Annotated in this window: 14 protein-coding genes; 9 read left to right on the forward strand and 5 right to left on the reverse strand. The window is 46.3% G+C overall.

Features of this window, described 5'->3' with window-relative positions:
* Nucleotides 1–12: 12 nt before the first annotated feature.
* Complete coding sequence (locus tag L4C34_RS00410) at nt 13–1,053, reverse strand: DUF3549 family protein (protein ID WP_428787366.1); 1,041 nt, start codon at nt 1,051–1,053, stop codon at nt 13–15.
* A gap of 76 nt (nt 1,054–1,129) precedes the next feature.
* Between L4C34_RS00410 and L4C34_RS00415 the strand changes: the two genes are divergently transcribed.
* A complete protein-coding gene (locus L4C34_RS00415; protein WP_428787367.1) occupies nt 1,130–1,453 on the forward strand; it encodes a YqcC family protein in 324 nt (107 codons plus the stop codon).
* On the forward strand, nt 1,447–2,175 hold the full coding sequence (gene truC / locus L4C34_RS00420) for a tRNA pseudouridine(65) synthase TruC (protein ID WP_428787368.1): 729 nt from the start codon (nt 1,447–1,449) through the stop codon (nt 2,173–2,175). The genes L4C34_RS00415 and truC overlap by 7 nt, the downstream gene beginning before the upstream one ends.
* A gap of 117 nt (nt 2,176–2,292) precedes the next feature.
* Here the strand turns inward: truC and dxs are convergent, their stop codons facing one another.
* Genes dxs through xseB form a run of 3 tightly spaced genes read right to left on the reverse strand, consistent with a single transcriptional unit; the run spans nt 2,293 to nt 5,328 of the window.
* Entirely contained in the window at nt 2,293–4,158 is a 1,866-nt protein-coding gene (gene dxs / locus L4C34_RS00425; protein ID WP_428787369.1) for a 1-deoxy-D-xylulose-5-phosphate synthase, read from the reverse strand.
* 24 nt (nt 4,159–4,182) lie between these two features.
* Nucleotides 4,183–5,067 (reverse strand): (2E,6E)-farnesyl diphosphate synthase, encoded by an 885-nt coding sequence (gene ispA, locus L4C34_RS00430; protein WP_428787370.1) that lies wholly within the window; start codon nt 5,065–5,067, stop codon nt 4,183–4,185.
* Between the two features lie 15 nt (nt 5,068–5,082).
* Nucleotides 5,083–5,328 carry an exodeoxyribonuclease VII small subunit gene (gene xseB, locus L4C34_RS00435; RefSeq protein WP_428787371.1) on the reverse strand — a complete coding sequence of 82 codons (246 nt, stop codon included), beginning with the start codon at nt 5,326–5,328 and terminating at the stop codon, nt 5,083–5,085.
* 362 nt (nt 5,329–5,690) lie between these two features.
* Between xseB and pomA the strand changes: the two genes are divergently transcribed.
* From pomA to rlmM, 7 genes are all read left to right on the forward strand, one after another.
* Nucleotides 5,691–6,455: a flagellar motor protein PomA gene (gene pomA, locus L4C34_RS00440; RefSeq protein WP_428787372.1), complete on the forward strand. Its 765-nt coding sequence runs from the start codon at nt 5,691–5,693 to the stop codon at nt 6,453–6,455.
* 8 nt (nt 6,456–6,463) lie between these two features.
* Entirely contained in the window at nt 6,464–7,417 is a 954-nt protein-coding gene (locus L4C34_RS00445) for a flagellar motor protein MotB (protein WP_428787373.1), read from the forward strand.
* A gap of 143 nt (nt 7,418–7,560) precedes the next feature.
* Nucleotides 7,561–9,009: a tRNA uracil 4-sulfurtransferase ThiI gene (gene thiI / locus L4C34_RS00450; protein ID WP_428787374.1), complete on the forward strand. Its 1,449-nt coding sequence runs from the start codon at nt 7,561–7,563 to the stop codon at nt 9,007–9,009.
* Between the two features lie 364 nt (nt 9,010–9,373).
* A complete protein-coding gene (locus L4C34_RS00455) occupies nt 9,374–10,282 on the forward strand; it encodes a transcriptional regulator GcvA (protein ID WP_428787375.1) in 909 nt (302 codons plus the stop codon).
* Complete coding sequence (locus tag L4C34_RS00460; RefSeq protein ID WP_428787376.1) at nt 10,275–10,892, forward strand: alpha/beta family hydrolase; 618 nt, start codon at nt 10,275–10,277, stop codon at nt 10,890–10,892. Before L4C34_RS00455 ends, L4C34_RS00460 begins: the two co-directional genes overlap by 8 nt.
* On the forward strand, nt 10,889–11,287 hold the full coding sequence (locus L4C34_RS00465) for a DUF423 domain-containing protein (protein ID WP_428787377.1): 399 nt from the start codon (nt 10,889–10,891) through the stop codon (nt 11,285–11,287). Before L4C34_RS00460 ends, L4C34_RS00465 begins: the two co-directional genes overlap by 4 nt.
* Nucleotides 11,284–12,375, forward strand: coding sequence for a 23S rRNA (cytidine(2498)-2'-O)-methyltransferase RlmM (rlmM, locus tag L4C34_RS00470; protein WP_428787378.1), 1,092 nt, complete (start codon nt 11,284–11,286; stop codon nt 12,373–12,375). Before L4C34_RS00465 ends, rlmM begins: the two co-directional genes overlap by 4 nt.
* A gap of 75 nt (nt 12,376–12,450) precedes the next feature.
* Here the strand turns inward: rlmM and xni are convergent, their stop codons facing one another.
* Complete coding sequence (xni, locus tag L4C34_RS00475; RefSeq protein ID WP_428787379.1) at nt 12,451–13,218, reverse strand: flap endonuclease Xni; 768 nt, start codon at nt 13,216–13,218, stop codon at nt 12,451–12,453.
* Between the last annotated feature and the right edge of the window lie 107 nt (nt 13,219–13,325).

Below are 13,325 nucleotides of genomic sequence, written 5' to 3' on the forward strand. Positions count from 1 at the left end.
TGAGTTACCTAATTACTGGTTTTTTGCCGATTGTTGCAGCTTTTCTAACGCGTGAGCAAGCGCTGGCGTTGGCGAAGAGTGTAACAATGGCAGCAACACAATACGCAGTTCAGGCAACATCACTAAATCTGCAAATAGCTGATTAAACAACGCTTGGTTGTTGGTTTCAGCTAAGCGAATCAAAAACTGTTCGGCGTGAGCTGGATCTGTCAAAAACTGCCAACTTCTTCCTGCAATACCAATAAGCACTTCTTGATGACTCAGCTTGGCACTGGCTAAAATCGCCGACAGAACGGGGTTTGCATACTTTTCGTCAGCGTCAGAAAGAGCTCGGCAAAGCGCTGACAGTAAGAATATATCCGGCTGTGTGGCGTTGATTTGTTCATGAGCCATATCGGCTACCGTTTCGGCCACTCGGTTAGGTAAAGAGCAATGCTCCAGTGCGCCTAGCAATACATACAATGGCTGAGTTGGGAGCTGACGCATGGCTTTTTTAAGCATGACGCTTGTCGGTTGCTTTTGAATGCGTGCGCATAAATCGGTAATGCCTTGCAGTCCCACCGTTTGCCAATTTTCCCAGCCGAGTGTCCCAGAAAAATACTGTTCTGCATGCGAGTAATATTGGCTGACGGGAAGATCTAAGTGCGCGCGTATTTGGCTATGAAACATGGCCAGTTTGTCTTCGGCAGGCTTAAAGGTGTATGGGTTGCTCGCCAGTTTTTCCTGCTGTTCGTCAGACATCTCTTGATTAAGGTGAGAGCCCATTGCTTCCATAACATACTTAAGGAAGTTACCAATGTCAGACTGTTTGAGCAGGCCACGTTCATCTAAATCAAACTTCAGAAACCAAATCCACGGCTGGCGTGTTTCGTTCCAATAGCTGATGGCTAGCTGAGCTTGGCGCTGAACAGGGTAGGGGTAGGCCTGCTGCCCTTGTTCTACACGGACAAAATCAGCGTTGTCGATCTGAATGATACGGCGGCCCAAGTCAAATATTTGATATTGGCAGCCACTGTTACTGAGTAGTTCAGTGAGAGTATGAATATTGTCCATGAGAAAGGTTGCTTAAGAATATTTATCTTATAAATGGTATCATCTTCGCCAATTTCAAGGGGTATTGGTTCAGAGTATGACAACCAACGTAGATAATATTAATGAGTTATTCGATCAGTTGGAACTTGAACTGAAATCGAACCAGCTGTGGCAAGTACATCCACCTAGTCAGCAAGCTATGATGAGCCAACAGCCCTTTGCGGTCGATACATTGGAAGGTCACGAATGGTTACAGTGGGTATTCTTGCCTAAGATGCGTACTGTACTTGAAACAGGTAGTGTTCTGCCACACGGTTTTTCTGTCTCGCCTTATTTTGAGCAGGTTTGGGCAAATTCACCACGGTGCTCGCCAGCGCTCGCTATCTTAGTGCAACTCGATAAGGCTTTTCAGGCATGTTAGAAATCATATATCAAGATGAGTATTTGGTAGCGGTTAATAAGCCCGCAGGGATGTTGGTGCATCGCAGTTGGTTGGATAAACACGAAACTCAGTTTGTCATGCAAACCTTGCGTGACCAAATTGGCCAGCATGTTTTTCCCCTGCACAGGCTAGATAGGCCCACCTCAGGGGTGTTGGTGTTCGCTCTATCATCCGAGGTTGCGTCCCAAGTGATGCCGATGTTTGCTGAGCACGATATGGAAAAAACTTATCATGCGATTGTGCGTGGCTGGGTCGAGGAAGCTGACACGCTAGATTATCCGTTGAAAGTTGAGCTCGATAAGATTGCTGACAAATATACCCAAGTGGATAAACCGCCCCAAGAGGCAGTCACAGCTTACCGACCTTTAGCGCAGGTGGAATTGCCTTTCCCAAGTGGTCAATTTGCTACCAGTCGTTACTGTTTGATGGAGCTCAAACCCAAAACAGGGCGTAAACACCAATTGCGCCGACACATGCATCACCTGAGTCACCCTATCATTGGTGATACCACACATGGTGATGGTAAACACAATCGATATTTCCGTGACAGTTATGACGCACATCGATTGTTGCTGCATGCATCTCGATTAGCATTTCGCCATCCTATCACGGGAGAGGCGCTTGAATTTAACGCGTCCTTCGATGCGGTGTGGCAAAACTTGTTGGCTATGTTTAATTGGAACTTAGATTTGCTTGAATAGAATGAAAAAGCCCTCGAAAGAGGGCTTTTTCATAGTTCTATGTACAGTTCTATATATTCAGTTCCATATATATGTAGAGCTAAATATATGGGTATATAGAGTTGGCGTGACTAGAGCTTATTTGTCTAGATACGTTTGGATTGCTTGAGCAATGCCTTGGGCGTCTAAGCCTAATTCAGCATGCAGTTCTTGCTGGGTACCTTGGGCGACGAATTGATCGGGCAAACCTAGGTTGAGTACGGGTTTGATGATCTTTTCAGCCATCATATATTCCACTACACCTGCGCCAGCGCCACCTGCGATGGCGTTTTCTTCAAGCGTGACGAATACGTCGTGTGATTCTGCCAGTTGCTGGATTAATTCTTCATCTAGCGGTTTAACAAAGCGCATATCTGCGACGGTCGCATCCAATGTTTCTGCGGCTTCAAGCGCACCTTCGAGTAAAGCGCCGAAGTTTAATATCGCGACTTTTTGCCCTTTGCGTAGCACTCGTCCTTTACCAATGGCTAAAGCAGTAAATTCTTGCTCAGCCTCCACTCCCATACCTGAGCCTCTTGGGTAGCGAACCGCGCTAGGGCCATTGTGCTGGTGGCCGGTGTAGAGCATTTGTCGGCATTCATTTTCGTCGCTTGGCGCCATAATTGTCATGTTAGGAATGCAACGCATAAAGCTAAGGTCGAACGCGCCTTGGTGCGTTTGGCCATCCGCTCCCACCAATCCTGCGCGGTCGATAGCAAACATAACTGGCAAGTCCATGATAGCGACATCATGGATTAATTGGTCGTAGCCACGCTGTAAGAACGTAGAATAAATCGCAACGATCGGTTTGTTTCCAGCAATTGCCATTCCTGTCGCTAGAGTCACCGCATGTTGCTCGGCGATAGCGACGTCAAAATATTGCTCGCGGAACTCTTTCGAGAAGCGCACCATACCTGAGCCTTCACGCATAGCTGGTGTAATGGCCATCAGCTTAGGATCTTGCGCGGCCATGTCACAAAGAAAATCGCCGAAGATATTTGAGTACGTCGGCTTGGCATCCGCTTTTTTAGGCAGCTTTGAATTCGTTAAGTCAAATTGAGGCACCGCATGATAACCGATTGGATCTTTTTCCGCGGGTTCATGACCTTTGCCTTTTTTGGTCATGATATGCAGGAATTGAGGGCCTTTTAGCTCTCTCATATTCTTGATGGTTTTGACCAGTTCAATCACATCGTGGCCGTCAACGGGACCGATGTAGTTGAAGCCGAGTTCTTCGAATAAGGTTCCCGGTACGACCATGCCTTTCAGGTGCTCTTCGGTGCGGCGTACCAGTTCCTTGATCGAAGGCATACCAGACAGAACTTTTTTGCCACCTTCACGGATCGACGTGTATAGATTGCCCGACAGGATTTGTGCGAGGTGATTGTTTAGTGCGCCAACGTTTTCTGAAATCGACATTTCATTGTCGTTCAGGACAACCAGCATATTAGGGTGGACGTCGCCCGCGTGGTTCATGGCTTCAAACGCCATTCCAGCGGTTATTGCACCATCACCAATGACGCTGACAACCTTACGGTTCTCACCTTCTCTCTCTGCGCTGATGGCCATGCCAAGCGCTGCACTGATCGAGGTGGAGGAGTGGCCGACCGATAACGTATCGTAAGCGCTCTCTTCACGCCACGGAAACGGGTGTAAGCCACCTTTTTTACGTATGGTCGCCATCTGGTCGCGGCGGCCAGTCAAGATTTTATGTGGGTATGCCTGATGGCCTACATCCCAGCTCAGTTGATCAAAGGGGGTGTTGTAGACGTAATGCAACGCCACCGTCAGTTCAACCGTGCCTAGCCCTGAGGCAAGGTGGCCACTAGTTTGGCTGACTGAATTAAGTAAATAGGTCCGTAGCTCGTCACACAGGGTTGGCAGTGTTTCTATTGGCAGACTTCGTAATTCTTCCGGAATGCTAGCCAGAGCGAGTGTAGGATATTTTGAGATATCAAGTGTCATATTATATCGCGCGTTTTTATTTTGTTAGTGCTTGCGCTCGATGACATATCGGGCGAACTGTTCCAGTAATTCTGTATTGTAAGGGATAGCTTCTAAAGCGAGAAGGGCATCCGTCAATAACGACTGAGCTTTTGCGATGGCGCCATCTATTCCGAGCAGCGCTGGATAGGTGCTTTTGTTCATCTGCTCATCAGAGCCTTGTGGTTTACCTAAGGTAGCGGTATCGCTGATAACATCTAAGATGTCATCTTGTACTTGGAAAGCAAGACCCACTGCATCAGCATATTGATCTAACTTATCCAGCACGGCGATACCTTTATCGCCCGCAGCGTACGCACCCAAGCGAATCGCACATTTGATTATAGCGCCAGTTTTGTTGTGGTGGACATTTTCCAGCTGCTCAATCGAGATATGTTGATTCTCGTAAGCAAGATCTAGCGCTTGGCCAATACACATACCTTGAGCCCCCGAGGCGGTCGCGAGCTCTTTGATCATGTTGATCCGCTGCGCTTCTCCTTCAGCCGAAAGTTGTCCTTCCGCTAAGATAGAAAAGGCAAGCGTTTGCAGGGCATCCCCCGTCAATATTGCCGTCGCTTCATCAAACTTCTTATGGCAAGTTGGCTGGCCTCGGCGGAGATCGTCATCATCCATTGCTGGCAAATCATCGTGGATGAGCGAGTACGCATGAATACATTCTATTGCCGATGCTGGTGTGTCGAGCTCGCTGAGAGAGCAGCCGAGCATTTGCCCGGTGATATAGACTAAAAACGGTCGCACACGTTTGCCACCAAGCAGCAATCCATAGCGCATCGCGTTAATGAGACGCTCGTTTTGGTGCGGCATGGTATCCAGCCACTGATTGAGCTGCAGATTGTTTCTTTCTCTAAAGGAGGTGAGGGCCTCAATCATAGCAATGCTTCTTCATTATTGTTCTGGCTGAGAGTGAAAATCACTCAACGGAGCTTGATCGTTATTCTCAAGTAAAATCTGAACCCTTTGTTCGGCAGCGGTGAGCTTATTTTGTCCTGCTCGGGCGAGTGAAATACCGCGTTCGAATTTCTTTAGTGCTTCATCTAGCCCTAAGTCGCCACTTTCTAGTTGTTCGACAACAGTATCGAGTTCACTAAGCGCTTCTTCAAACGACATGTTTTCCGGTTTTTTACTTGCCATGATGGGTCCAGATTGTGAAGGATGCACGAAAGTTACCTTAGCCAGTAGTCATGGTCAAATTTAACTGGGATATTTATCGGAAATTGCGCCGTGGATGGCGGCTTGGAACTTATAGCCTCGTTGCGATTCTGTTCGCTCTATTGAGCACTAAACTCCCTTGATTCAGAGACCAATAATAGTGGCTATTTCCCGATCTGGGCGGATTGAAATTCATGTGAACCACGTAGTGTGAGTTTGCTAGGTTATAAGTGTGAGAGATGTTGCAATAAAAATTACTAAAGATCTTATTATCTTGCCGATAATTATTGTAGTGTTTTAAAAGCGGTAATGGTGGCCAATCGGCCAAGCAAAAGGAGTGCTGTGTGGATTTAGCGACGCTGATAGGATTAATTGGCGGCCTTGCCTTTGTTGTGATGGCGATGGTGCTGGGTGGCAGCATCATGATGTTCGTGGACGTCACCTCGATCCTAATCGTGGTGGGGGGGACAACATTCGTAGTCTTGATGAAATTTACCATGGGGCAGTTTTTCGGCGCGGCAAAAATTACCGGTAAAGCCTTCATGTTTAAAGCCGATGAACCAGAAGATTTGATTTCAAAAGTTGTTGAGATGGCGGATGCGGCCCGTAAGGGCGGTTTTTTGGCTTTGGAAGAAATGGAAATAACCAGTAGCTTTATGCAAAAAGGCATTGATTTATTGGTGGATGGCCATGATGCCGACGTCGTGAGAGCGGCTTTACAAAAAGATATTGCTTTGACGGATGAACGTCACGAGCAAGGAAGCGCCGTATTTCGTCAGTTTGGTGACGTAGCCCCTGCGATGGGAATGATCGGTACTTTGGTTGGCTTGGTTGCGATGCTATCGAACATGGATGACCCGAAATCCATTGGGCCTGCGATGGCGGTGGCCTTGTTAACGACGCTCTATGGTGCAATCCTTTCTAATATGGTTTTCTTTCCAATCGCCGATAAGTTGTCATTGCGTCGTGAGCAAGAAAAATTAAATCGACGCTTAATTATGGATGGCGTGTTAGCGATTCAAGATGGTCAAAACCCACGTGTCATTGATAGTTACTTGAAAAACTACCTCAATGAAGGCAAACGTGGCATCGATGTAGATAATGAGTAGGATGTACTATGTCTGATGACCAAGAACCGTGTAAATGTCCGCCTCCCGGTTTGCCCGCTTGGATGGGGACTTTTGCTGATCTTATGGCGCTATTAATGTGCTTTTTTGTCTTGCTCTTGTCTTTTTCGGAAATGGATGTATTGAAGTTTAAGCAGATCGCGGGCTCGATGAAATTTGCTTTCGGTGTGCAAAACAGGCTTGAAGTGAAAGATATTCCGAAAGGCACCAGTATTATCGCCCAAGAATTCCGTCCCGGCCGTCCCGAGCCAACCCCAATAGACGTTATTATGCAGCAAACAATCGATATCACTCAGCAGACTTTAGAGTTTCAAGAAGGGGATTCTGAGCGCGCTGGTGGTACTCAGCGTGATGAAGGGAAACTGCAAGGTGGTAAATCACCCGAAACGTCGACTAACAATAACCAAAATACCGAATCTGACCAGCGGCAAAAACAAGCGGAAGCGCTCGCCAAAGAACAAGAAACATTATTTGACAATATCCAGAAGGCACTGGCGAAAGAGATAGAAGATGGTGCTATCGATGTTGAACATTTGGGCCAGCAAATAATCATTCGTATTAGAGAGAAGGGCGCGTTTCCAGAAGGTTCGGCTTTTCTTCAGCCAAAATTTAGACCTCTGGTTCGCCAAATTGCAGGGCTGGTGAAAGATGTTCCTGGGGTTATCGCTATCTCGGGTCACACCGACAATGTGCAGGTGGAATCTGAACTCTATCGTTCCAATTGGGATTTGTCTTCCCAGCGAGCGGTGTCCGTTGCTCAAGAGATGGAGAAAGTTCGTGGTTACCCTCATGAGCGAACGGAAGTGGTCGGTTTTGCTGATACGCGGCCATTAGGGCCCAATGATACTGACGCTGAACGAGCGAGGAATCGCCGCGTTGAAATTGGAATTATGCAGGGTAAACCAACCTATAGTCCTGAGGTTCCGTCTTTACCGCAGAATTGAAGGCAATAAATTCAGTGAATTAAGGCGAGCGAAAGGCTCGCCTTTTTAATGCACCGCGAGTTGTGTATAATTTCGCGCCCAGAGAGATGCAAAGGCGTCTCCGGTAAGCTCAACTGACTGCGAACTAGACTGCGAATATGACTATGAAATTTATTGTAAAACCTCATCCAGAAATTTTTGTTAAAAGTGATTCCGTGCGCAAACGCTTCACGAGAATTTTGGAATGTAACATTCGTAACGTTATTCAAAGTCGTACAGAATCGGTGGCTGTATTTAACCGACGTGACCACATTGAAGTGACTGCGCAAAGTGATGAGTTTTATAAAGAAACGCTGGAAGTCTTGACTCAAACACCGGGTATTCACCATGTCCTTGATGTCATACAGTCAGAATTTGAAGACTTGCACGATATTTACCTGCAAGTCTTGGAACTGAGTCGCAGTAAGATTGAAGGGAAAACTTTCGTCGTACGCGCGAAGCGCCGCGGTAAGCACGATTTTACGTCCGTTGAATTGGAGCGTTATGTTGGCGGCGGCTTAAACCAGGCGGTCGAAAGCGCACAAGTGAAATTACGTAAGCCAGATGTGACGGTGAATATCGAAGTTGCCAATGAAAAGCTTTATCAAGTGCTGGCACGTCATAAAGGTCTAGGCGGTTTTCCTCTTGGTACCCAAGAAGATGTACTTAGCTTGATCTCTGGTGGGTTTGATTCAGGTGTATCGAGCTATCTGCACATTAAACGTGGTTCGAAAGTCCACTACTGTTTCTTTAATTTAGGCGGGCCTGCGCATGAGATTGGCGTAAAGCAAGTCGCCCACTATTTGTGGAACAAATACGGCTCCTCCGCCAAGGTGAAATTCATTTCAGTGGATTTTGAACCTGTGGTTGCTGAGATTTTAGAGAAAGTTGAAGATGGTCAAATGGGCGTTGTGCTAAAACGTATGTTTATGCGCGCAGCGGGCATGTTGGCTGAAAAGCATGGCATTCAAGCTTTGGTTACGGGTGAGGCATTAGGCCAAGTCTCTAGCCAGACGCTCACGAACTTACGTCATATTGATGGTGTCACTGATAGCCTTATCTTACGTCCGCTTATTAACTGGGACAAAGAAGATATCATTGATCTTGCTCGTGAAATAGGCACAGAAGATTTCGCTAAGACAATGCCTGAATACTGCGGTGTGATTTCGAAAAAGCCAACGGTAAAAGCAGTACAAGCCAAGTTAGAAATTGAAGAAGCCAAGTTTGACTTCGATATTTTAGAAAACGTGGTGCTCGAATCCCGTAAGATGGATATTCGTGACATTGAAAAAGAAAGCCAGCAATCGGCTCCGGAAGTTGAGTTAGTTGAAGCTGTTGAAGAACACGCAGTGGTTCTAGACATCCGTAGTCCAGATGAAGAAGACGATAACCCATTAAACATCGATGGCGTTGATGTACAGCATATTCCATTTTATAAGCTGTCGACTAAATTCGGCGATCTTGATCAGAGCAAGAGCTATCTATTGTATTGTGATCGGGGCGTGATGAGTCGCTTGCAAGCGCTCTACCTGCAAGAGCAAGGGTTTGCCAACGTCAAAGTGTATCGCCCATAAGAGAAAAGTTTAACAAAAAGCGAAGTCGATAAGGTTTCGCTTTTTTTATACGTATTTTTCAGATAAAAAAACACCGCCACAATGGGCGGTGTGCAAATTGACATTTGGTCAAAAAAATAAATACAGGAAGTATAAGTTTCATTGCTAAGGGGTTTAGCAATGAAACAATGGTAGAACTCTACCTAACTCGAAAAATCGAGCTGCAAACACAACATTGCAACAACTAAGCTAATTGATTCCGCGAGGAACCAAGCCGTTCAAGCTAGCGCTGCGGGATGAAATATAGAATTTCTCTGGCCGCTAAGCAATGGACAATTTATAATGTTTCGCATAAGAAAAACTAATGCATTTTTAGGGCGCTTTTATGTCAAGAAGATTACCTCCTCTCAACTCGTTAAAAGTCTTTGAAGCTGCGGCTCGTCATCTCAGTTTTACGCGGGCAGCGGAAGAACTATTTGTTACGCAAGCCGCTGTTAGTCATCAAATTAAAGCGCTAGAAGAGTTTCTCGGTCTGAAATTATTTCGTCGTCGCAATCGCGCTTTACTGCTCACCGAAGAAGGGCAAAGCTATTTTCTCGACATCAAAGATATCTTTACCTTGGTTGCGGAAGCGACAGACAAAGTGTTGGAACGCAGCGAGAAAGGTGCTCTGACCATTGCTCTTCCTCCAAGTTTTGCCATTCAGTGGCTAGTACCTCGCCTCGCCGACTTCAATTCCCAAGAGCCTGATATTGACGTGCGGATTAAAGCGGTGGATATGGATGAAAGTTCGTTAACCGATGACGTTGACGTTGCAATTTATTATGGCCGCGGTAACTGGCCTGGCTTGCGTGCTGACAAGCTGTATCAAGAATATTTGATTCCTCTATGCTCGCCAGCCATTTTGCTTGGCAGCAAGCCTCTCAATTCACTTTCAGATCTGCAGCACCACACGTTATTGCACGATACGTCGCGCAAAGAGTGGAAGCAGTTTGCTAAACAAAACGGGTTAGTCGGAGTGAATGTGAATCACGGGCCTATTTTCAGTCACTCAACTATGGTGTTGCAGGCGGCAGCGCACGGACAAGGCATTGCGTTAGGCAACAACGTATTGGCGCGGCCTGAAATTGACGCAGGCCGTTTGATTGCGCCGTTTGATGAAGTGTTAGTCAGTAAGAATGCGTTTTATGTTGTCTGCCATGAGAAACAAGCGGATACCGGGCGCATCGCTACCTTCCGAGATTGGATGTTGGCCAAGGCGCAAAGTGAACAAGAGGACCTACTGGATGAGTAATGTGCTGATTGATGGAGAGCAAGGCAATCCATTATTTATTTTTGCCCACGGAGCGGGAGCGGGCATGGACCACGCTTTTATGCAGACTGTCGCCAAAGGATTAGCCCTACAAGGTATTCAGGTGCTGCGCTTTAACTTTCCGTATATGGAAAAGCGTCAACTAGACGGAAAAAAAAGATTCCCAGATAAAGGCCCTAAACTGATTGAAGCATTCGAATCGGTACTTAAGCAATATGCGGAGCAACCAGTCGTGATTGGTGGGAAATCGATGGGCGGTCGCATCGCGAGCCACTTGGCTGATTCTCCCTATGTGAAAGGTGTCGCGTGTCTAGGGTTCCCTTTTCATCCGCCGGGCAAACCTGAAAAACTAAAAGGGGAGCATTTGGCTGAATTAGAAACACCTTGTTTAATTTTGCAAGGGGAGCGAGATACGTTTGGCAAAAAGGATGAATTTTCTAATTTTTCCTTATCCGATTCAGTGTCGGTACGCTTCTTACCGGATGGCGACCACAGCTTTAAGCCGCGTAAAGCTTCTGGTTTCAGCGAAGAACAAAATTTGGCGCTCGCGATAGAAGAGCTTGCGGCCTTTATAAAAGGAACCTTGTCATGAAAGGACGTTGGTTGTTGGCTATCGCTGGCTTTTATGGATTTACAGGTGTGGGCCTAGGGGCATTTGCCGCACATGGTCTACGTGAGCAGCTGACCCCTTTGATGCTCAACGTGTTTGATACAGGCGTTCGCTATCAGTTTGTACACGCCCTAGCGATTATCGCCTGTGCGGTGTTGCTGCAACTGAAATTGCCTGCGCGGGCACAAAAGTATTTCTTTGTTGCCGCTATTTGCTTTATTATCGGCGTCCTTTGCTTTAGTGGCAGTTTATATGCCCTAGCAATGACCAATATTTATTGGTTTGGGCCGATAACCCCAATTGGGGGGCTACTATTTATGCTTGGTTGGTTGGCATTTATTTGTGCTGCGATGAAAATGAAAGAGGTGACATCTTGAAACACGTTATGTTTTATTGCCGTTCTGGGTTTGAAAAAGAATGTGCAGGTGAAATTCAAGACAAGGCGACAAATCTCGAAGTGTATGGATTCCCGAGAGTGAAAAACAACACGGGATACGTCTTATTTGAGTGTTATCAAGATGGAGACGCTCTTAAGTTGGTGAAGCAACTTGAGTTTAGTTCTTTGATTTTTGCTCGGCAGATGTTTGTCGTAGCGCAAGAGTTTAGTGCGCTACCGAAGGAAGATCGCATCTCTCCTATTCTGAGTGAGCTGTCGGAAGTGGACGCTCTGCCTCGCTGTGGTGAGCTGCGCATTGAAACTCCTGATACCAATGAAGCGAAAGAACTGCTGAAATTTTGCCGAAAGTTTACCGTACCAATGCGCCAAGCACTACGTGGTAAAGGCTTGCTGTATGGAAAAGACACTGAGAAAAAGCCAGTACTGCATATTTGCTTCATTGCTCCGGGACATTGTTTTGTGGGTTTTTCGTACGCGGGTAACAACTCTCGCTTTTTCATGGGCATCCCACGACTAAAATTCCCATCGGACGCACCAAGTCGCTCGACATTGAAATTAGAAGAAGCTTTTCATGTGTTTATTCCTAAAGAAGAGTGGGATACACGACTGGCTTCAGGAATGTGGGGCGTGGACTTAGGCGCTTGCCCTGGGGGTTGGACTTACCAATTGGTGAAACGTTCGATGTTTGTCCATGCTATCGATAATGGCATGATGGCAGATAGCTTGATGGACACAGGACAGGTCAAACACCATATGGAAGATGGCTTTAAGTTCGAACCTGCACGGAAAAACGTTACTTGGCTAGTATGTGACATGATTGAGAAGCCATCACGCGTTGCACAGTTGATGGGTGAATGGTTGATTAAAGGTTGGGCAAAAGAAACGATCTTCAACCTAAAGCTGCCGATGAAAGGCCGTTACGATGAAGTATTAGAAGATATCGAAAACTTAAAATATTTTTTAATCGAGCATAAAGTAAAATTCAAGCTGCAAGCGAAGCACCTTTATCATGACCGCGAAGAAATCACGGTGCACATCCAGTGCTTGTCCAACATATCTCCGCACTAAGCACTCGCAGTAAGCGCGAAAAAGTAACAACCGAGACATTGAGCCCCTCAGTCTATTTTAGGCTGAGGGGCTACTTTATCCAGAGAAGCGCAAATCTTGTAAGTTGAAGCCGAGTTCAATATCGGTTTTGAGTGTAGCCACTTGTTTGCATACGCGAGCTAGTTCAATATGTTGGTCAAACTTCTTACGGTATTTACTTGGCAAATCTTGCGCGGCAAAAGCCGTTTCTATCGAGTCGAACTGAGTGAGAATATCCTGCGCGGACTTGGCGCCAATACCCGGAATGCCAGTGACTTGACTTGAGCTAACCCCGGCTAACCCCCAATAATCCGTGAGTTGCTCAGCTTTTACGCCAAAACTCGTTTGAATAAATTGTTCATCAAGCCATCGATGTTGAAAGTAATCGCGGATCTGCAAAGTCGGCGCTAGCAATTGACAATAACCTTTGTCTGTTGAAATAATTGTGACTTTTTTATGCTGACTGGCTACTTTCATTGCCAGTGTTGCCACTAAGTCATCAGCTTCATCTCCATCAGAAAGTAACGAATCTATGCCAAGTTCCCACCAAGCTTCTTGGATACTATCGAGCCCTGAGAAAAGAGCCTCGGGCATGGGCTTACGGCTAAGTTTATATTCGGGTAAAATTTCGGCGCGCCAGCCTCTGTCACTGAGCTGGTGATCGAACACGGCAATAATGTGAGAAGGTTGCGATTGTTTAATTATTTTATTGAGTGTGCGCTGGGTCGTTTCGATGGTTTTTTTTATGTCAGTCTCGTCAGGCTGGGCGGAGTGAACCCGGCGGATTAAGTTGAGCGCGTCAATAATTACAAGATGAATGGACATAAGTAGCAAATTAATAAGGGCATAAAAATATGCCCTTATTGTATACCTAACTGCTACGTCAATGCAGTATATGATGTGGTGTAGGTGCAAAGATTCTCTTTGTTATC

This window comes from Vibrio profundum (assembly GCF_050337555.1).
In the GTDB taxonomy this organism is placed as follows: domain Bacteria; phylum Pseudomonadota; class Gammaproteobacteria; order Enterobacterales; family Vibrionaceae; genus Vibrio; species Vibrio profundum.

What these genes read in the sequence shown, in the direction of transcription:
- L4C34_RS00410 (WP_428787366.1), bottom strand. Translation starts at nt 1,053, where the DNA reads ATGGACAATATTCATACTCTCACTGAACTACTCAGTAACAGTGGCTGC.
- L4C34_RS00415 (WP_428787367.1), top strand. Translation starts at nt 1,130, where the DNA reads ATGACAACCAACGTAGATAATATTAATGAGTTATTCGATCAGTTGGAA.
- truC (WP_428787368.1), top strand. Translation starts at nt 1,447, where the DNA reads ATGTTAGAAATCATATATCAAGATGAGTATTTGGTAGCGGTTAATAAG.
- dxs (WP_428787369.1), bottom strand. Translation starts at nt 4,158, where the DNA reads ATGACACTTGATATCTCAAAATATCCTACACTCGCTCTGGCTAGCATT.
- ispA (WP_428787370.1), bottom strand. Translation starts at nt 5,067, where the DNA reads ATGATTGAGGCCCTCACCTCCTTTAGAGAAAGAAACAATCTGCAGCTC.
- xseB (WP_428787371.1), bottom strand. Translation starts at nt 5,328, where the DNA reads ATGGCAAGTAAAAAACCGGAAAACATGTCGTTTGAAGAAGCGCTTAGT.
- L4C34_RS00445 (WP_428787373.1), top strand. Translation starts at nt 6,464, where the DNA reads ATGTCTGATGACCAAGAACCGTGTAAATGTCCGCCTCCCGGTTTGCCC.
- thiI (WP_428787374.1), top strand. Translation starts at nt 7,561, where the DNA reads ATGAAATTTATTGTAAAACCTCATCCAGAAATTTTTGTTAAAAGTGAT.
- L4C34_RS00455 (WP_428787375.1), top strand. Translation starts at nt 9,374, where the DNA reads ATGTCAAGAAGATTACCTCCTCTCAACTCGTTAAAAGTCTTTGAAGCT.
- L4C34_RS00460 (WP_428787376.1), top strand. Translation starts at nt 10,275, where the DNA reads ATGAGTAATGTGCTGATTGATGGAGAGCAAGGCAATCCATTATTTATT.
- L4C34_RS00465 (WP_428787377.1), top strand. Translation starts at nt 10,889, where the DNA reads ATGAAAGGACGTTGGTTGTTGGCTATCGCTGGCTTTTATGGATTTACA.
- xni (WP_428787379.1), bottom strand. Translation starts at nt 13,218, where the DNA reads ATGTCCATTCATCTTGTAATTATTGACGCGCTCAACTTAATCCGCCGG.